Annotated in this window: 16 protein-coding genes; 7 read left to right on the top strand and 9 right to left on the bottom strand. The window is 57.9% G+C overall.

Annotation, left to right across the window (positions count from 1 at the left end; all coding sequences use genetic code 11):
• Positions 1–55: 55 nt before the first annotated feature.
• Both DSL70_RS04105 and DSL70_RS04100 read left to right on the top strand, forming a co-directional pair.
• Complete coding sequence (locus DSL70_RS04105; protein ID WP_119306660.1) at positions 56–1,051, top strand: DnaJ C-terminal domain-containing protein; 996 nt, start codon at positions 56–58, stop codon at positions 1,049–1,051.
• A gap of 63 nt (positions 1,052–1,114) precedes the next feature.
• A complete protein-coding gene (locus tag DSL70_RS04100; protein WP_162916338.1) occupies positions 1,115–1,888 on the top strand; it encodes a hypothetical protein in 774 nt (257 codons plus the stop codon).
• Between the two features lie 42 nt (positions 1,889–1,930).
• On the opposite strand, the gene DSL70_RS04095 is transcribed toward DSL70_RS04100, so the two are convergent.
• Together DSL70_RS04095 and DSL70_RS04090 are read right to left on the bottom strand one after the other, a co-directional pair.
• Positions 1,931–3,094: a cation:proton antiporter gene (locus tag DSL70_RS04095; protein ID WP_119306658.1), complete on the bottom strand. Its 1,164-nt coding sequence runs from the start codon at positions 3,092–3,094 to the stop codon at positions 1,931–1,933.
• A 154-nt stretch (positions 3,095–3,248) separates the two neighbouring features.
• Positions 3,249–4,190 (bottom strand): 2-hydroxyacid dehydrogenase, encoded by a 942-nt coding sequence (locus DSL70_RS04090; RefSeq protein ID WP_119306657.1) that lies wholly within the window; start codon positions 4,188–4,190, stop codon positions 3,249–3,251.
• Between the two features lie 405 nt (positions 4,191–4,595).
• Between DSL70_RS04090 and DSL70_RS04085 the strand changes: the two genes are divergently transcribed.
• On the top strand, positions 4,596–5,234 hold the full coding sequence (locus DSL70_RS04085; RefSeq protein WP_119306656.1) for a 5'-methylthioadenosine/S-adenosylhomocysteine nucleosidase: 639 nt from the start codon (positions 4,596–4,598) through the stop codon (positions 5,232–5,234).
• Between the two features lie 59 nt (positions 5,235–5,293).
• Here the strand turns inward: DSL70_RS04085 and DSL70_RS04080 are convergent, their stop codons facing one another.
• Genes DSL70_RS04080 through DSL70_RS04070 form a run of 3 tightly spaced genes read right to left on the bottom strand, consistent with a single transcriptional unit; the run spans position 5,294 to position 7,104 of the window.
• A complete protein-coding gene (locus tag DSL70_RS04080; protein ID WP_119306655.1) occupies positions 5,294–6,226 on the bottom strand; it encodes an NAD(P)-dependent oxidoreductase in 933 nt (310 codons plus the stop codon).
• A gap of 33 nt (positions 6,227–6,259) precedes the next feature.
• Positions 6,260–6,445 carry a hypothetical protein gene (locus tag DSL70_RS04075; protein ID WP_119306654.1) on the bottom strand — a complete coding sequence of 62 codons (186 nt, stop codon included), beginning with the start codon at positions 6,443–6,445 and terminating at the stop codon, positions 6,260–6,262.
• A 20-nt stretch (positions 6,446–6,465) separates the two neighbouring features.
• Positions 6,466–7,104 (bottom strand): HAD-IA family hydrolase, encoded by a 639-nt coding sequence (locus DSL70_RS04070; RefSeq protein WP_162916337.1) that lies wholly within the window; start codon positions 7,102–7,104, stop codon positions 6,466–6,468.
• A 184-nt stretch (positions 7,105–7,288) separates the two neighbouring features.
• Here DSL70_RS04070 and DSL70_RS22165 point away from each other — a divergent pair, with 184 nt between their 5' ends.
• Positions 7,289–7,432: a hypothetical protein gene (locus tag DSL70_RS22165; protein ID WP_162916336.1), complete on the top strand. Its 144-nt coding sequence runs from the start codon at positions 7,289–7,291 to the stop codon at positions 7,430–7,432.
• Between the two features lie 66 nt (positions 7,433–7,498).
• Here DSL70_RS22165 and DSL70_RS04065 read toward each other — a convergent pair whose 3' ends face one another.
• A complete protein-coding gene (locus DSL70_RS04065) occupies positions 7,499–8,728 on the bottom strand; it encodes a winged helix-turn-helix domain-containing protein (protein WP_119306652.1) in 1,230 nt (409 codons plus the stop codon).
• A 279-nt stretch (positions 8,729–9,007) separates the two neighbouring features.
• Between DSL70_RS04065 and DSL70_RS04060 the strand changes: the two genes are divergently transcribed.
• The 3 genes from DSL70_RS04060 to DSL70_RS04050 all read left to right on the top strand — a co-directional run bounded on the left by DSL70_RS04060 (position 9,008) and on the right by DSL70_RS04050 (position 13,853).
• Positions 9,008–10,474: an OmpA family protein gene (locus DSL70_RS04060; RefSeq protein WP_119306651.1), complete on the top strand. Its 1,467-nt coding sequence runs from the start codon at positions 9,008–9,010 to the stop codon at positions 10,472–10,474.
• Positions 10,475–10,617: 143 nt separating this feature from the next.
• Positions 10,618–11,529, top strand: a complete 912-nt coding sequence (locus tag DSL70_RS04055; protein ID WP_119306650.1) for an NADH-quinone oxidoreductase subunit E — start codon at positions 10,618–10,620, stop codon at positions 11,527–11,529.
• 617 nt (positions 11,530–12,146) lie between these two features.
• On the top strand, positions 12,147–13,853 hold the full coding sequence (locus DSL70_RS04050) for a putative bifunctional diguanylate cyclase/phosphodiesterase (protein ID WP_162916335.1): 1,707 nt from the start codon (positions 12,147–12,149) through the stop codon (positions 13,851–13,853).
• A gap of 72 nt (positions 13,854–13,925) precedes the next feature.
• Here DSL70_RS04050 and DSL70_RS04045 read toward each other — a convergent pair whose 3' ends face one another.
• From DSL70_RS04045 to mscL, 3 genes are all read right to left on the bottom strand, one after another.
• A complete protein-coding gene (locus DSL70_RS04045) occupies positions 13,926–15,107 on the bottom strand; it encodes a M20 metallopeptidase family protein (RefSeq protein WP_119306648.1) in 1,182 nt (393 codons plus the stop codon).
• A gap of 297 nt (positions 15,108–15,404) precedes the next feature.
• The gene (locus DSL70_RS04040; RefSeq protein ID WP_119306647.1) at positions 15,405–17,426 is read right to left on the bottom strand and encodes a bifunctional metallophosphatase/5'-nucleotidase; all 2,022 of its coding nucleotides are present in this window, start codon (positions 17,424–17,426) and stop codon (positions 15,405–15,407) included.
• A gap of 164 nt (positions 17,427–17,590) precedes the next feature.
• Positions 17,591–18,040 carry a large conductance mechanosensitive channel protein MscL gene (gene mscL, locus DSL70_RS04035; RefSeq protein ID WP_119306646.1) on the bottom strand — a complete coding sequence of 150 codons (450 nt, stop codon included), beginning with the start codon at positions 18,038–18,040 and terminating at the stop codon, positions 17,591–17,593.
• Between the last annotated feature and the right edge of the window lie 72 nt (positions 18,041–18,112).

Genomic DNA, 18,112 nt, shown 5'->3' with positions numbered 1-18,112 from the left:
GAACACTGTCGGCGCGTGCCTGACGGGCGCACCGACGGGGGTGAGGACAAGACTGATGAGAGATCCATACAGTGTGCTTGGGGTGTCCAAGTCGGCGGATGAGCGCGAAATCAAGAGCGCTTTTCGCAAGCTTGCGAAGAAATACCACCCTGATCAGAACAAGAGCGATCCCAAAGCTCAGGAAAAGTTCGCCGAAATCAATCAGGCCTACGAGATTGTAGGTGACAAGCAAAAGCGTGGAAAATATGACCGCGGCGAAATTGACGCCGAGGGCAAGGAGAAATTCCAGGGTTTTGCTGGCGGCGGCAATCCGTTCGGTGGCAGTCGCAATCCGTTTGGCGGCGGAGGGGGAGGCAATCCCTTCGGCGGCGGTGGTGGTGCGGCTGAAGACATCTTCAGCGAGATTTTCGGCAACATGGCCAATGGTGGACGCCGGGCTGGTGGCAACCCGTTTGGTGCGGGTGCTGATCCGTTCGGCGGCGGGGCTCATCATGGCGGCCATCATCGAGCCCAACCGCAGAAGGGGCAGGATGCGGAAGCCAAACTGAGCGTGACGCTGGAAGAGCTTGTCTCCGGCGAGAAGCGCCGTGTGCATCTGCCAACTGGCAAGACGCTGGACATGGCTGTGCCCAAGGGTGTCAAGGATGGCCAGACCATCCGCATGAAGGGGCAGGGCTTTGAAAGCCGCGGTGGTCCGGCAGGCGATGCTCTGGTGACCATCCAGATCCTGCCGCACAAGCTGTTCACGGTGGAAGACAACAACGTCCGCCTTGATCTGCCGCTGACGCTCTATGAAGCCGTGCTCGGTGCCAAGATCCGCATTCCAACCCTTGAGGGCAAGGGCGAGATCAAGATCCCGGCTGGCATGAGCTCGGGCAAGAGTCTGCGTCTGAAGGGCAAGGGATTGCCCGACAGGGACGGCAACCGCGGCGACCTGCTGGTCACAGCCAGGATCATCCTGCCGGAAGGCTCCGATCCGGGCCTCAGAGCCCTGATGGAAGACTGGCAGGACACCCGGCCTTACCGCCCGCGCGGACCGGAATTCAGCTAAGGCAATAAAGATCTGTAAGCGGCCCAACGGGCCGCTTTTTGCATTTTTATGACGGGGAGGAACATGAGTAAGGATAGGAGAGTATTTAAATGGCCTAAGAAAGAGAACGCAAAATTGTGGAGGTATATGAGTTTCACAAAGTTTGTGTCTTTGCTCGAGACCAAATCGCTTTGGTTCTCCAGAGCATCATGCTTCGAGGACACTCATGAAGGAAGCGCTGCCGCATTTACGGTTCTATTGAGAGAAATTGCCGAGAACCCACCAAGGGAAAGCGATAGGCCATCACATGAGTTTATTCGAAAGCATCTGGAGGCTAATCCTAAATTACGAGAAATCGTTTACATAAATTGCTGGCATCGAAATGATAGAGAATCGGTTGCAATGTGGAAGCTATACGGGGGAAGTGAAGAAGCAATTGCCATTACAACTAAATTTAGCAAACTTCTTCAGTTGCTTCCTTGTGACTGTATACTTGGTGAAGTTGAATATATAGATTATGATCGCGAGAAACGCCAGAATCTAACAAGACCATATGGCTTGTTCATGTCTAAAAGGCTCTCATTTGCACATGAGCAAGAAGTTAGAGCTATGTTTCACATTGATCCGGACAATGCTCCCGGAGTAGCTTTTAGCGAGCAGGTTGAAGGGAAACAGAGGTGCTTTAGGACGCCGGTAGGATATCCTCAAGAAATCGACGTCGATAGATTGGTTGACGAAGTTTTTGTAGCACCAGCCGCACCTGATTGGTTCAAGGAGCTGGTTAAAAGCATTTGTAAGAAATATGATTTCAAGAAAGAGGTTTTGAGGTCAGACTTAGACAAAGATCCCGTCTATTGAAAGTTACATAGTTTGGGATACTTGAAGTTGTTTCATGCGGCTCTATCTTGACTCGCCCACCTTTTTCAAGGCGACAAGGGTGAGGATCGGACCAGCAATTTCGAAAATCACAGTCGTGCCGATGGTGATGGCCAGCAACTGGTCCCCAATGGCGGGGAAATGATCCAGCGCCACCAGTGCCATGCCCAGCGCCACCCCCGCCTGCGGCATCAGCGCCAGACCGATCCAATGCTTGTGACAGGGCGGGCAACCGGCCAGCCGACACCCGATCCATCCCCCGATGAGCCGACCCAGTGTTCTGATCGCGATATAGCCCATCCCCACAAGGCCGATATCGGCGATCCCGGAAATCTGCAGCGATGCTCCGGCAAGAACGAAGAAGAACACCATGAACGGCCATTCGATATGCTCGATCTCATGGAAGGGGCGATTGTGGTGGTGGGCTAAATTGACGATGATGAAGCCCGCGATCATCCCTGACAGCAGGAAGGAAACGTCAAGCCAGATGGCAAAACCTGCGCAGAGGAACACCAGCCCGACCGCTTCAAGCTGCATCGGTTCGCCGGGGCGAATGCGCCCGGAAAGATAGGACGCCGGGAAACCGATCATGCCGCCGACCAATACCGCGCCGCCCAGCTCACGCACTGCGTTCCATATAATGTCATCGAAATCACCTCCCGACATTGCCTTGGCAATGACCAGAAGCAGACTGAAGACGATTAGCCCCCAGGCGTCATCGATGGCGACGATGCCCAGCAGGGCTTTGGCGAACGGACCCTTTGCCCCGGTCTGGCGAATGACATCCTGAGACGCTGCCGGATCGGTGGCGGTGCCGATCCCGGCCAGCAGGATCGCCATGAGGAAGGATGAGCCAAGGGCGATGAGGCCGCCCCATATTATCACCGCCGTCAGCAGCACGACCACCGCCGAGACCACCAGAATGACCTTGCCGCTCCGACGCAGCGAGGCGAGCGAAAGGTGGCTGCCAAGCAGAAAGGCAACCATCGTCAAGGCTGTTGCGGAAAGAATTTCATACCACTCTTCGAACTGGTCGGGGAGCAGGTTCAGCCCCGATGGGCCAATGATGACCCCGAACAGGATGAGCAGGGTGACACGCGGCAGGCGCGTCCGTCGACCAAGTTCATCTGTGACCAGTCCAACAAGCAGGATCCCCCCCAGAGAGAGAAACAGAAGATGCAGGTCCATGGTGCCGCCTCAGCCTTTATGCGCCTCATCGGCTCATTGACTTGATGATGAGCGCCGGTTCGAGAGGGGCGGGGGTGCCCTGCCGCCTCTCTTCAAGACTATACACCTTTCAGCCGGTGGCCGCGAACCGACCTTCGGACCTGTTGACCCCGGCTCAGTTGATCGGCGTCAGCAGGGGCTTGCCAGCGAAATGGGCGGCGAGATTGTCAACGACCAGCTGGGACATCGCGCCACGTGTCTCGATGGTGCCAGAGGCGTTGTGCGGATGCAGCACCACATTGGGGAGGCTGTTGAAGGCCGGATCGGACTTGGGCTCATTGAGGAAGACATCAAGACCGGCGCTGCCAAGGCTTCCCGCCTTGAGGCAATCGATAAGCGCAGCCTCATCCACCACACTGCCACGGGCAATGTTGATGAAGCTTCCCTCCGGCCCCAGCGCTTCCAGCACGTCGCGGCTGATCACGCCTTCTGTCGAGGCCCCGCCGGGCATGGCAGCAATCAGCACATCGGCCCATGCAGCCATGGCGACGATATCGCCCATATAGTGATAGGCAACGTCGCTCTGCTCGTGGCGTCCATTATAGGCAAGCTCGACACCCATCGGCTCAAGACGGGCCGCGATGGCCTTGCCGATGCGTCCAAGACCGGCGATACCGACCTTCTTGCCACGGATGGAACGGGTGAGCGGCATGGCGCCCTTGTTCACCCACGATCCGTCGCGCACATAGGCATCACCCTTGATCATCTCGCGGCGCACGGCCAGAAACAGAGCAACAGCCATGTCGGCCACGTCATCGGTCAGCACATCGGGGGTGTTGGTCACCTTGATGCCGTGCTCGCTGCAGGCTTCCACGTCGATGGCGTCATAGCCAACGCCCGAGGAGGAGACGATTTTGAGATTGGGCAGCTTTTCAACTTCCGCCCGCGAGATGCCACGGCCGCCATTGGTGACGACAGCAAGGATCTTGTCGCTGACAGCTGCCAGAAAGGCAGCCTTGTCGTCAGCCTGATCAAGGCGATGGATCGTGTAGGTGGCTTCCAACTGCGCTTGCTGGTCTGGGCGCAGGGGAACGAGAACAAGAACGTCCGGTTTCATGTCTTGGTTTCCTTGATGCTGGCTCGGGATCTTCCCTTTCTGCCTGCGTGGGGAGGCGCGCCGTTGACAGCGCTTGGCAGGACAAGGGACTAGAGCGAAATAAATAAATGGGGGGCCGGTTGGGCCATACTGGCATATTAGCTGCAATTCGGGGGAGCTGTAAATCAGGGACTTGCCGACCGGCCAATCTTTCCGCAGTCACGCGTGCCTTGCCATTTGGGGCCGATGCGGCGATGGGCGCGGCCTTATGGGCTTGGATTCACGACCATTTCGATGTAGCACCAAGAGGGCCACTCCATTTGTGGCAGGTAGCTGAGTGGACGGATGGCAGGATCTGGCGCCGATGGAGCGGGCAGCTCCACAAACCGAAAACCGCCCGGATGGGCTGAACTCGAAGGCAAGACAATGGATTATGAACTGAAGACCGTCGCGGGCAAGCGCATTCTCTATGTCATGGCGGTAGACGCCGAATATGGCGATCATCTGCGCGAAAGGATCGTGCCGCTGATGACCGGGGTCGGGCCGGTGGAATCGGCGATCGTCGTGGCGTCCTTCCTTGCCAGACTGTCGGCAACCGGCCAGAAGCCGGATCTGGTGGTCTCGCTCGGCTCGGCCGGGTCGGCCAATCTGGAGCAGACTGAAGTCTATCAGGCAACTTTCATCAGCTATCGCGACATGGACACCTCGCCACTTGGCTTCGAGAAGGGAAAGACCCCCTTTGTCGATCTGCCCGTGAAGGTGCCGATGCCGTTCCATATTCCCGGCGTCAAGGAAGCGACGCTTTCAACCGGCGGCAATATCGTGTCTGGCGCAGCCTATGACAGCATCGATGCGGACATGGTGGATATGGAGAGCTTTGCGGTGCTGCGGGCCTGCATGCTGCATGACGTGCCGATGATCGGCCTGCGCGGCATTTCCGATGGCAAGAAGGAGCTGACCCACGTCAACGACTGGAAGGAATATCTCCATGTCGTCGATGCCAATCTGGCCAAGGTCGTCTCGACGCTGGAGCAGGCAATAGAGGATGGCGCGATCAGCCTCTGAGTCTCGCCCGCAGCTCGTGTTTTGTGTGAGGCCGACCGGCGACCGGTCGGCCCACTGGATTATCCCAGATTGAGACTGGTGGCCGGGCGCTTGCCGGAGAGAGCGGTCAGCACATTCTGCACCGAGGCAACGGCGATCCGGCGCATGGCTTCTTCGGTGGCGCCACCCAGATGGGGCGCAAAGATCACGCGATCCGACTGCCCGAGCGCGCCCTGTGGAGCGTCATCCTGATAGACATCAAGCCCGGCAGCAAACAGATGGCCAGAGTTGAGAGCTTCCAGCAGAGCATCCTCGTCCACCAGTCCGGCCCGGGCTGTGTTGACCAGAATGGCTCCCGGCTTGGTCAGCGCAAGGCTTTGCCGGTTGATCATGTGGCGGGTTTCGGGACGAAACGGGGTGTGCAGCGAGATGAGATCTGCCTCTGCAAGCCCGGCTTCCAGCGAGCTGGCGCGGTCGAAATCGCCGATATCGCTGGCCCGTGGCGAATGCACCAGAACCCTCATGTCGAGGGCGCCGCGCAGCATCTTGCCAAGGCGCGAGCCGGTATGACCCCAGCCGACCACCAGTGCGGTCTTGCCCTGCAGTTCAACGGTCTTGTTGCGGTTGCGGAAACCGAATTTTCCGGCCCGCTCTTCCCTGTCTGCTGCGGGAAGCAGACGGGCCGCAGCCAGCGCCAGCCCAAGGGCCAGCTCGGAAACCGACTGCGCATTGGCACCGGGGGTGTTGCAGACCAGTACGCCGTGGCGGGTGGCTGATTCCTTGTCAACGGCATCATGCCCCGCACCATGCACGACAACCACCTTGAGGATGTCGGCGGCAGCAAAGGCCTCTTCCTTGAAGCCCGCATCGCGCGTGATGACGGCTTCGCAGCCCGGCACCAGCGAGGCGACGGTGGACATGGACGGATCAGGACAGATCACGGGTTCAATCCCGTTCTGTCGCAACAGGTCTAGGCCTTCCTCATGGACAGGCTGTACGATTAGGCATTTCATGGCGTTTGTTCGTCTTGTTGTGGTTTTGACTGGTCAGCCCTGAATATACAGAAAGAATGCGCCGAGCAAGATGAAGCAGACAAGCACGGCTATAAGCTTGTCGCGAGTGTCCCTGTCGAACTGCTCCATCCGTTGACGCACCCTCTCTGGCCCTGCCTTTCCCTTTGTCAGGCCAGGCTTGTCGGGTGCCAGATCCAGTTCCGGGGGCGTTTCAGGCATCTTTTTGTTCCTCTTTGCTGTTAGCTCAGGGGCAGGTCGCGATAGCGATGCAGCACGGCGCCGTCATAGCCTTCGTAGACCTCGTGGCCTTCCGGCAAATGCAACATGTGCTGCATACCGGCCCGCTGCGCAGCCTCGATACCGACTTCGCTGTCTTCGACCACCAGACAGTTTTCCGGAGCAAAGCCCATCGACTTGGCTGCATAGAGGAAGAGGCCCGGATCCGGTTTCCAGAGTTTGACATCATAGGAGCTGAACAGGCGACCTTCAAAATACGGCAGCAGGCCAGTGAGGCCAAGCGAGTGGCGCATTTTCTTGATGGGGCCTGCCGAGGCGATGCATTTGGCGATCTTGAGGGCCGGAACCACTTCCAGCACATCCGGATAGGCCTTCAGCCCGGCTTCGAACAACTCGGCCACATGGGCACGGTAGGTGGTTTCATAATCATCGGCCAATTTGTGGCCGACCCGACCTTCCATTGCTTCGACGATCTTGTGAAACTGTACGCCGCGCAGGTTGGCGACCATATAGTTCACGTCCCAGTCCAGATCGGGCACCGTGTCACAATAGCCTTGCAGGCTCAGGATTTCACTATCGACCAGGGTGCCGTCCAGATCAAAGATGACGCATTGAATGCGGTCAAGGTCCAGCTTATTCATGGGAGTTGTCTTTCTTGAAAAGCGGAGAAATGCGGGGGGATGGAATTTCTTCAGAGGCTTATCATAGATATTGCTCATACCAAACATGCGATTTGGATCATGTCGGAGCGCTTGTGGATGCTGATGATCTAGTTTAGAGTTGCTTTAAATCAAAAACCAAAAAAATCCGCTAAGGAGCTGAACCATGTCGAGCTATACCATCGCTAGTGCAAGAGTTTCGCGTCTCAAACTCTCCCGTGAAGCCTACGGTCTTTGCCGTGATGCCTTCCGGTCCGTTGTCTGCAACCTGATCGCCCCGTCTGCCTGCTGCTGCACCTGCAACAAGTAACAGCCACAAGCGCGGATGCGCGGGATCGTGACTTTTCACGCAAAAGTGATCCGCGCATCATGACGATTACAGTCTGTTGACTGCCTCCCCCAACGAGCTGGACAGATCCCCTTCTGTCCCCACTCGTATCGTCCCAAGCCCCATCCATCCTGCCATCAGTGCCAGCTCTGTCGCCAGGGCGTCGGCCACCTTACCCTTGTCGATACCCTGTTCGCCATGAGCGGCAAACACTTCGAGAATGCCTTCCTGCCGGTTGGCCTTGAGGTCAAGCCGCGCCACCAGCCTGTCTCCCATCAGGAAGGGCAGGACATAATAGCCATACTGCCTTTTCTCTTTCGGCACGTAGATTTCGATGCGATAGCGGAAATCGAACAGGGTTTCCACCCGGTCGCGATACCAGATGAGGGAATCAAATGGCGCCAGCAAAGCCTGACAGGTGGCGCGGGCCGGAAGGCTGGCTTCCTTGTGCCGGTAGAGCGGCCCCTGCCATCCTTCTACTTCAACCGGTTCGATGATGCCTTCTTCCAGAAGACTGCCAAGGGTCTGTCGCGCGCCATCAGGGGACAGGCGGAAATAGTCCCGCAAGCATTTCTCCGAGCCGATGCCATGGGACTTGGCTGCCAGCGCCATCAACTGGCGGTGCGCCTCATGGCTATCGAGCGCCGGTTGCCCGAGAATGGCTGCGGGCAGCACGCGCTCGGGCAGGTCATAGTAGCGGGTGAAAGCCTGTCGCCCCGCCGCAACGATATGCCCGCACCAGAACAGGAACTCCAGCGCGATCTTGCTGTCATTCCAGCCCCACCAGGAGCCCGAGCGACTGCCGCGCCGTTCCAGATCCGACACACATAGCGGACCACGTGCCCCGATCTCTTCCAACACGGAATTGATGACGTCCGGGTTCTCTTTTGCGTAACGGGACAGGTTGCCCCAGACACCCTGATGCTGGCGGGCTCGTTCCATGCGCCATGTGAGCGCCGGATAGAGGCTGACGGGCAGCAGCGACGCCTCATGCCCCCAATATTCGAAATAGGCCTTTTGTGCTCCCGATTTTGAAACCTCGTGCAGATGGCGGTCGACCGTGGCCTTGTCATAGGCACCAAGGCGGGCAAACAGCGTGAGATAGTGGGCGCGATCCAGCACGTTGACCGAGTCGATCTGCAACAGGGAAACCTGTTCGAAAACTCCGTCCAGATGGCGCTTGTCCACCCGTTTGAGGCTCCGCCGCTGCGGCAGGAACCCCTGTGCCCTGAGGGCGATGCGTCTGGCTTGGACTTTCGAAAGGCTCTGGTCTGTCATGAAGCTGTCGCGAACTGTCTGGAATGATTGGCGAAAGAGGGATGGCCGCCTGTGGGGTGGAAAATCGGCGCCCGAGTCTTCAATGAATTGGTTGTAGAAGCGGGCGGAACACCCTCGCACAGTTAAAAAGTTGAATAAACCGTAAATTTCGTCCTGCCGCGGGGCTCATGGTCTTGGTCCTGAAAGATTGCTGGGATACTCTGCCAAGGATTGGGTTCCACTTCTGTCACCGACGACATCCGACGGATGCCCAGTGGATCATAGGAAGGAATTGCCACAATGTCATTGCTGAAAAGCTGGTTGATCCCCGGTGCGCTGGCGGTTGCCGCAGTTGCCGGGCTTTCCCTTTACGGCGAAACCGAAAAGATCGAAGCAGACCTTACCGGCAGAGCCCTCGGGATTCTGGAAGCCAAGGATATGGATTGGGCTTCCGTTTCCTTCAAGGGCCGCGATGCGACACTGACCGGCACGGCACCGGAAGAAGGGGCGTCCGAATGGGCGTCCGAATTGCTGCTGGCCGAGTGGGGCGTTCGCATCGTCAAGGACAAGACCGACCTTCTCGCCGCCCAGAGCCCCTACACCTGGGGGCTGAGCCGCAAGGGCAATGCCCTCACGATGATCGGCTATCTGCCCTATGACGTTCTGAAAAAGGCACCGGCTGAAATCTCGGCAGCGATGACGGGCATGGATCTCGACATTGACAATGTTACCGCAGCGCGCGGCGCCCCCAAGGAGATCGACAAGGCGGTTGCGCTGGCAACGACTCTGCTGGCCGATCTGCCCGAGGGCAAGGCGATGCTGATTGATGGCAAACTGACCGTCTCCGGCGCGCTTGATGCCAGCCCTGAAGGTCTCGCCCTTTACAAGAAGCTGCAGGAAACGCTGGCCAAGGCCGATCTGGGCAGCATCACCGTTGATTTCCAGATCTCCGAGCCTCTACTGGCGGCATCTGAACCCGCAGCGTCTGATGCGAGCGCTGCCACGTCGATTGATGGCTTCGCGATTGCCCGATCCTCCGACGGCGTGGTGCTCAATGGGGCTGTCCCCAGTCAGGCCATCAAGGATGATATCCTCACGCTGGCGCGCCGCAAATTCGGCTTTGCTGCCGTTGCAGACACGATGTCGGTGCGGCCGGGCGAAGAGATCGCCGGTCTTGGTGCCGATGACTACAACAGGATTACAACCGCCGTGCTTCAGGCAGTCAGCCGACTTGATGGCGGCGAGGCCAGATTGTCAAGCGATGGGCTGACCCTCAGCGGCAGCGCATTTTATGATGGGGCGCTTGAACAGCTTCAGACTTCGCTCAAGGCAGCGCTGCCTGCTTCCATTGCCTTCACCCCGCAACTGACCGTCAGTGCGCCGGGCGAAGCGGTTGATGCAGACCGCTGTCAGGCCCTGATGCGCGGAGCGCTGGCACAGAACACGATCTTCTTTGACAGCGGCGAGGCGACGATTTCATCGGATTCCTTCGGTTTGCTCGATGGGCTGGTCTTTACCGCCCGCCGCTGCCCGGAAAGCCACATAGTGGTTGAAGGCCATACCGACAGTGACGGGGATGATGCTGCCAATCTTACGCTGTCGGAAAAGCGAGCCGGAGCTGTCGTTGCCTATCTGGGTAGTGCGGGCCTCAGCCCGGACCGGCTGGAGGCCAAAGGGTTTGGCGAGAGCCAGCCGGTGGCCGACAACGATACCCCGGAAGGCAAGGCAAAGAACCGCCGCATCGAATTCGTCATTCTGCAGCAATAGACCATCAGGAGTTTGAACATGGGATATCTTATTGCAAATCTCTATCCATTGCTCCTGTTGGGAGTTGTCCTTGGAGCGATCATCGGCTGGTTTGCCTGTGAACCGCAAGACCAAGATCAAGCGAAACACTGAGGGAGGGTGCCATGACCGCATTAATCGGGCAGGAACTGCTGCTCATCATACTGGCCGTCATCATCGGTGCTTTGCTTGGCTGTGCTCTCAGGGCCTTTCTGGCCAGTAAGCAGGGGCAGGATCTGACCAACCGGGCCGAAGCTCTCTATGATCCAGCCGCGGCAGCCGCCCGCAAAGCCGCCGAGGCGTTTCCTCTTGAGGCGGCTGAAGGGGCGTCTGCCGCAGAAGCCGACAGTGCTGCTGCCGCCTCTGTGGCCATGACCGGCGCGCCGGTTCCCGGTGGCAGGGAAGCACCGCTGCCAGTCGAGCAGAGCGTCGTTCCGGTCGAGGAAATGGCACCTGCCGCCAGCGCCGAGGGGAAAGCCCAGGAAACGATAGCGCCTGAAACCAAGGCCTATGACACCAGTGTCGACCCGACCAAGGTTGCCGAAGGCATGGCGGGCGAGGGGCTGCTTGATAAAGCTCCGGAAGCGCAAGATGACGCATCAAAAGACGCGCCAGATCCTGCGGCCGCATCGTCTGGCGCAATCAGCGAAACTGAAGCCAGGACCGAGGAGCAGAAGCTCGAACAGGCACTTGCAGCCCTGCCAAAGGGGGCTACGGCTCAGCAGAAGGCCGAGGCAGTCGGAACCAAACCGCTGGCCCTTGAGGCCCCTATCGAAGGCAAGGCAGATGATCTCAAGCAGATCAAGGGTATTGGCAAGGTGATCGAGGGCAAGCTCAACGCAATGGGTATCTATCATTTCAAGCAGATTGCCGACTGGGATCGTGGCGAAGTCAACTATGTCTCCACCTTCCTCAGCTTCAAGGGGCGGATCGATCGTGAAAACTGGGTGGCACAGGCCAAGCTGCTGTCCTCCGGTCAGGCGACGGCTTTCTCCATGCGCGTTGCCAAGGGGGAAGTGGAAAGCTCCAGAAGCTGATATCTCTGTTTCCTCAGCTGTTGGCCAGCTCAACAGAAAACTGCAACAGGAATGGCATCGGAAATGAGCATCAGGAAAAAGCGCGACATCGGGTTGCGCTTTTTTATTATCAATACGGAGGGTAAAAATGATTGTCAGAATTACCGTTTAAAGTGATCGGTAGATTTGACTATGTTTCTGACATTTAAAGAGAAAATGGAACGTTTTTGTTACCTGTATCTACTATTTTAGTATAGGTAGCCCAAAATTACCTCGGCACGCAATGATTGATTTACCCTTGCTCTCTACCCTCGGATCTCATTGGGATGAGTGCAGAGGGCGGAACCTTGAACGCCGAGATTATCAAAAAGATCTGGGATCTTTATTACATTCGGTCTCGCGAAAACGGGCCTGAAATTGTTCAGGCACAATATGAAGCCTGCTCCCGCCATTTGCCTCTGATACACGTCATCCTGCTGACCTCGATATGGGGGGCGGCTCTGACCAGCAAGGACTGCGCCCCGGCTTGGCTGACATTTTCCGTACCGGCTGTCTTTTCTGTCTTTGCAGTTCTGCGCATTGTTCACTGGACCAGCACGCGATCGAGGTTCATGACAATTGGGCAGGCCAGAAAGGCGATGGCCAGAACCAGACTGCTCGGTGGCGTGTTGCCGATCGTCGTTTCCTGTTGGGCTCTCACGCTGTTTGAAGTCGGAGACCATGTCGTTCGTGTCAATATCGCCTACTTCATGGCGATTTCCGGGGTCTGCATCGTGGTCTTCCTGATGCATCTGCGCATTGCTGCCTATCAGGTTGCCATCATCGTGTATGTGCCGCTCGTCGGGCGACTGCTGCTGACCGGGGACACGGCCCTGATGACCATGGGGGTCAATCTTGCAGTCGCTTCGGCTATGTTGCTGACGATTGTTTATGTGCAATCGCGCCATTTCAGGGAGGCGGTCTATTCCAAGGCCGCATTGCAGAAGGCCAGTGAACACAATCAAACCCTTGCCAATCTGGACAGTCTGACAGGATTGCCAAATCGTCGCCTATTCTTCAGCAATCTCGACGATGAAATCGCTTTTGCCCAGAAAAACAGTCGCCGCCTGGCGGTCGGAATCCTCGATCTTGACGGGTTCAAAGCGGTCAACGACCTGCACGGCCACAATATTGGCGACCAGCTGCTGATGCAGGTGGCCGAGCGATTGAACGGAATTCTGGGCAGCCATGTGCTGGTTTCCCGCCTCGGCGGCGATGAGTTTGCCCTGCTCATCAAGTCGCGCAATTCCAATTCGGAGCTGTTGCTGACAGGCGAAAACATTTGCACTGCGCTCCGCGAGCCCTTTTTTGTCGAAAATGTCAGGATCAGTATTTCAGGTTCCATCGGTTATGCCGTCTATCCCGATGTGGCCCGGACCCCGCACGAACTTTATGAATGCGCCGACTATGCGCTGTATCAGAACAAGCGGGCCAATCGCGGCTATCCGGGTCTGTTCGCCAAGGAACAGGCGCACGAGCTGGAAGCCCGCAGCATGATAGAACAGGCTATCAGGGCTGCGGATCTGGAAAAGGAACTGACCGTTCATTTCCAGCCCATCATCGATATCCGGTCCCATCGTGTCGCTGCTTTGGAGGCTTTGGCCCGATGGGAGAGCCCGATGGTCGGCACGGTGTCTCCGGCTGTCTTCATCCCCATCGCCGAACGCAGCGGCAAGGTCGGGGAGATCACCCTCATCCTGCTGAAAAAGGCACTTGCCGTTGCCTCGGACTGGCCAGGGGACGTCAACCTGTCCTTCAACCTGTCTGCCCATGATGTCAGCTCGGTGGAGCGGGTTGCCAAGCTGGCTGCGGTGGTCATGCACAGCCGGGTCGATCCGCGCCGCATCGATTTCGAAATAACGGAAACGGCAGCTATGGGCAACGTGGCACAGACAAGAGCCGCTGTCGCTGCTCTCAAGACGCTGGGCTGCGGCATATCGCTTGATGATTTCGGCACCGGCTTTTCGAGCCTCACACAGCTGCACGCTTTCCCTCTGACCACGATCAAGATCGATCGCAGCTTTGTCTCCGATCTCGACAAGAAGCCGGCGAGTTACAAGATCGTCAAATCATTGCTGGCGCTCAGCCGTGACATGGGGGTGGAGTGCATTGTCGAGGGGGTGGAAACAGCCGAGGAACTGGCTGTCGTCACCGGACTTGGTGGCCGGTATGTGCAGGGCTATTACTGGTCGCCACCAGTCCCCGCAAGCGAACTTGGTGCCTTCCTGTCTGTTCGAAAGGCCGATGCTCCGGCAGGCGATGTCTTGAAGTCTGAGACGATCAAGCCGCGCGCCCTGGTTTCATGAAAAGGCCAGCCCCTCGTTGGGTGAGAGAGGCTGGCACAATGTCTTGTTGCCGGGTCTGATGCAAACCGCGGCTCAACCCTGCAGATAGCGTTCCGCAAGGCGTGACCACAGGGCCGCTCCGACCGGCAGCATGTCATCGGCGAAGTTGAACTTGGGATTGTGCAGCGCAGCCGAATCGACACCATTGCCGACGCGAATGAAGCAGCCCGGCTTGTGGGCCAGGTAATGGGCGAAGTCCTCGCTGCCCGAACTGATCGGAAATTCGGCAATGCCTTCCTCTCCAACGAGTTCGATCGCCACTTCCCTTGCAAACTCCATTTCAGCGGTCGAGTTGACTACCACCGGCAGCCCGTGTGGAATATCCACCCTTGCGGTCGCTCCAAAGCCCTCGGCGATTGACTGGGACATTTCAATGATCCGTTTCTTGGCGTGGTCGCGCACTTTCTGGTCAAAGGTGCGAAGGGTCACGCGCATTACAACCTCTTCGGGAATGACGTTCGGTGCCTTACCGCCATGGATCGCGCCGATAGTGATCACGGCTGGCTGAAACGGATCGATGTTACGCGAAACGATGGTTTGCAGACCGATGGCGATGTGGCAGGCGGTGACCACCGGGTCGATGGTCTCCTGCGGACGGGCACCATGGCCACCCTTGCCACGTACGGTGATGTCGATCATGTCGGCCCCGGCCATGGCCGGTCCGTCACGCAGCATGATCTGCCCGACCGGTGCGCCGGGATGATTGTGCAGGCCGTAGATGCAGTCGAACGGAAAGCGTTCCAGCAGTCCATCCTCGATCATCCGCTCGGCCCCGCTCTTCACCGGGCTTTCCTCTGCCGGCTGGAAGATCAGGTTCAGGGTGCCGTTGAACCGTTTGGTGCGGGCGAGATATTCCGCCGCGCCCATCAAAACGGCCGTGTGACCATCGTGCCCACAGGCATGCATGACGCCTTCATTCTGGCTGGCATAGTCAAGGCCGGTTTCTTCAGTGATCGGCAGGGCGTCCATGTCGGCGCGAATGGCAAGGCTCTTGCTGCCTTCCCCAACCTTGAGACGGGCCACGATGCCATGGCCGCCGACATTCTCGGCTACCTCATAGCCCCAGTCCTTGAGCTTTCCGGCAACAAAAGCCGCTGTCTTTGCTTCCTCGTGCGAAAGCTCCGGGTTCTGATGAATATGTCGCCGGTTGGCGATCATTTCTTCCTTGGTTTTTTCCAAATCGACAAGGGAGGCAAAATCGTTGCTCTGATCCATGAAAGGTTCCTTTTTTTATTCTTGTTCAGCACCGTTGCAGCGCTGCAAAATTCAAATATGGCTGGCCAGGATTGCCTTGCAGGGGAGGGCGCAAGGCGAAAGAGGCGCTGGCACCACCGCCAGCCCACCTTGTTCTTGGTTATTACTTTCCGGGATCAGAGTCGAGACGGGTATGTAATGTTTTTCCCTGATGCGTGTGTGAGCACTGGCTCCACCCGCCAACGCAGGCTGCAAATTTAAAAATGCCTGCCTCCGGAGGGAGACAGGCACATGAGGGATGAATGAGGTTTGGGTGCCTCAGGCTTTCACCACCAGACGGCCATCGAGTTTGGCGCCGTTGGCTTCGGTGATCACCTTCTGATCGCGGATGAAGGCGATGACCTCGTTGCGGTAGACAAGGCCGGTGTGATCATAGTCGAGTTTTCTGAGGTCGAAGCTCGGGATGTCGCCCGCCACCCCGCCAGAAATCGGCTTGCCGTTCCAGGTTTCGCCATAGGCGCCAAAGGCGATGTAGCTGTTGATGGCGAGGGTGAATGTCTTGTCCAGAACCTCCTCGATTGGCTGGCCGTTGAGCGTGATGTGGACTGCCTTTGCGGACATGGCGTCAGCACCGAGCGCGATTTCATAACGGATGCCCGAGGAGAAGTGCAGGAAGCCGCGCGAGACAAAGCCGTTGAGGTCCACACCTTCTGCTTCCTCCGGGCGCAGCAGGCGCACTGCGTTGTTGTTGAGCATGTCGCGCAACTGGGCTCCGGTCATCGTTGCCACGTGGATTGCGTCGGCATAGGGCATCACGTCATACCACGCCTTGAAGGTCAGCTGTCCCTTTTCCACGCCAGCCGACAGGCCGGTTGCGTTGAAAAGGGCAAAGTCGACCTTGCCGCCGGGGAAGGTTTCCGAGCGGGCAACCACGGCGTCATTCATGAAATTGCCAAGGGCACTTTCGCCGATATAGCGATTGGCAATGGTGACGTCGCGACCAAGGGCTTCGGTGTCCACGGTGCCGATGGTCTCGGCGAGCTTGCTGTCGAGCTGCTTGAGAAGGGGGACCACAACAGCATCTTCAAAGGCTGCGTCCCAGTCGCCTTGTTGCTGAAGGGTCTTGTATTTCGGATCATCGCTTGCCACACGCTTGTCGCTGGCCTTGATCGGATGTAGCGAGACCGAATTGTACCAGTCCTTGCGGCCCTGATTGGCGGCGATGGAAATGGCGATATCGCCAAGGAACTGGCCATGCGCCAGAGCCTGGGTGATGAGAACGCCGTCCTTGAGGTTGTTCTCGTCGATGCCGGTTTCATTGAGCTTGGTGTGGGTATGACCACCAACGACGACCACCGGCTTCTGGCTGAGCTTGGCTGCAATCTCGGCAATGGCAAAATCACCGTCCCCGATGGCGCGGGCGGTCGCTGCCTTGCCGGACTTGTGCTGGCCAATGCCATAGCCGCAATGGGAGAGAATGACGACGACGTCGGAGATTTCCGAAACCGCAGGCAGGATGTTGGTAAGGGCTTTCACCGGGCGCTCGACGGCAAGGGTCGGATCATTCGGCTGGCCGACACGGGTGTCGATGTTGGTGGTAAGGCCGATGATGCCAACGCGCAGCCCCTTGATATCGGCAATGGCGGCGGCGGTATAATCCTCATCGCGCTTCATGTAGCCAGAGGAGTGGACGTTGGCAGACAGCAGCGGGAAGGCGGCGTCCGTGTCCTTGCCCTTCTTGAGCAGTTCGGCACCGCGGTCGAATTCGTGGTTGCCAAGGGTCGCGATTTCAACACCGGCAGCGCTGTAGGCGCGATAGCTGGCGTCTGCGACGAACTCTTCCGGTGTCCATCCCATCAATTCGTCAAAGATCGAGCCGGTGTGGTCGTCACCGGCAGAGACAAACAGCACGGCTTCATTGTCGGCCGCATTGGCGCGAGCATCCTTGACCAGCTTGACCATCTGGGCAAGGCGATAGGTGTCACCCTTCTTGCCGTGCAGATCGGTGATGTGGTTGTGCATGTCGTTGAAATGCAGCACGCGCAGCACCCGGCGCTCGCCATCCTTGAGGACAGGAGCGGGAACCGGGCTGCCGTCCTCGGCAACAATGGTCTTGATCTGGCCTGCGAGCGGGTCGCCCTTCAGCAGAAACAACTGGTCGATGACACCATTCGGGTTCGGCGTAGCGGGCACCAGCAGCAACTCGCCAGCCATCGGAGTGGCGTTGGCGCGGAAGGTCAGTATGGGAGAAAAGGCGGCGGATGTGGCGATGGCGGCTCCGCCGAGAAGCAGGCTGCGGCGCGACAGGCTCGATGGAGCTCTGGACGGGTGTCTGGTCATTTGGGGTCTCTTGAAACTGGGCAATAGGAAAGAAGGAGACCCAAACCATTCCATCCCGGAGATGGCAGCCAAATTACAGCCAGAACAAACTTTGATGACAGCCCCCGCCAATTGCCGAATGCGGGGCGGGGGCGCCGTGATGAAAGAAAGCGCGACGAGAAGGCTCAGGCCTTCTGTTTGGCCAGAAGATCGCGGATTTCCGTGAGAAGGGCGATGTCGGCAGCTGGTGCTTCCGGTTCCGCCGCCTTCTCTTCCTCTTCCTTCTTGAACATGCGTTCCTCTGCTTCTGCCCGCATCTTGTTGACGCCCTTGACCATCAGGAAAATGATCCAGGCCAGAATGAGGAAGTTCAGCACCACTGTCAGGAAGTTGCCATAGGCCAGAACGGCGCCCTGTTCCTTTGCTGCATCCAGCGTCGTGGCGGTGACACTACCGCTCAGCGGCAGGAAATAGTTGGAAAAATCGAGGCCACCAAAGATCACGCCGATGATTGGCATGATGATGTCGTTGGTCAGCGATGTGACGATGAGGCCAAATGCGCCGCCAATGATGACGCCGACAGCCAGATCCATGACATTACCCTTGGCAATGAATGTCTGAAATTCCTTGAACATGACTTTCCCCTGTCAATGACCGCCAGTCCGTGTCTTGCGGATACTCGGTCAGAGTTTGCAAAATGCCAGTGC

It is taken from the genome of Cohaesibacter haloalkalitolerans, from assembly GCF_003574655.1.
In the GTDB taxonomy this organism is placed as follows: Bacteria; Pseudomonadota; Alphaproteobacteria; order Rhizobiales; family Cohaesibacteraceae; genus Cohaesibacter; species Cohaesibacter haloalkalitolerans.
The sequence above is the reverse complement of the archived record's forward strand: the minus strand, read 5'-3'. Positions and strand labels throughout refer to the sequence as shown.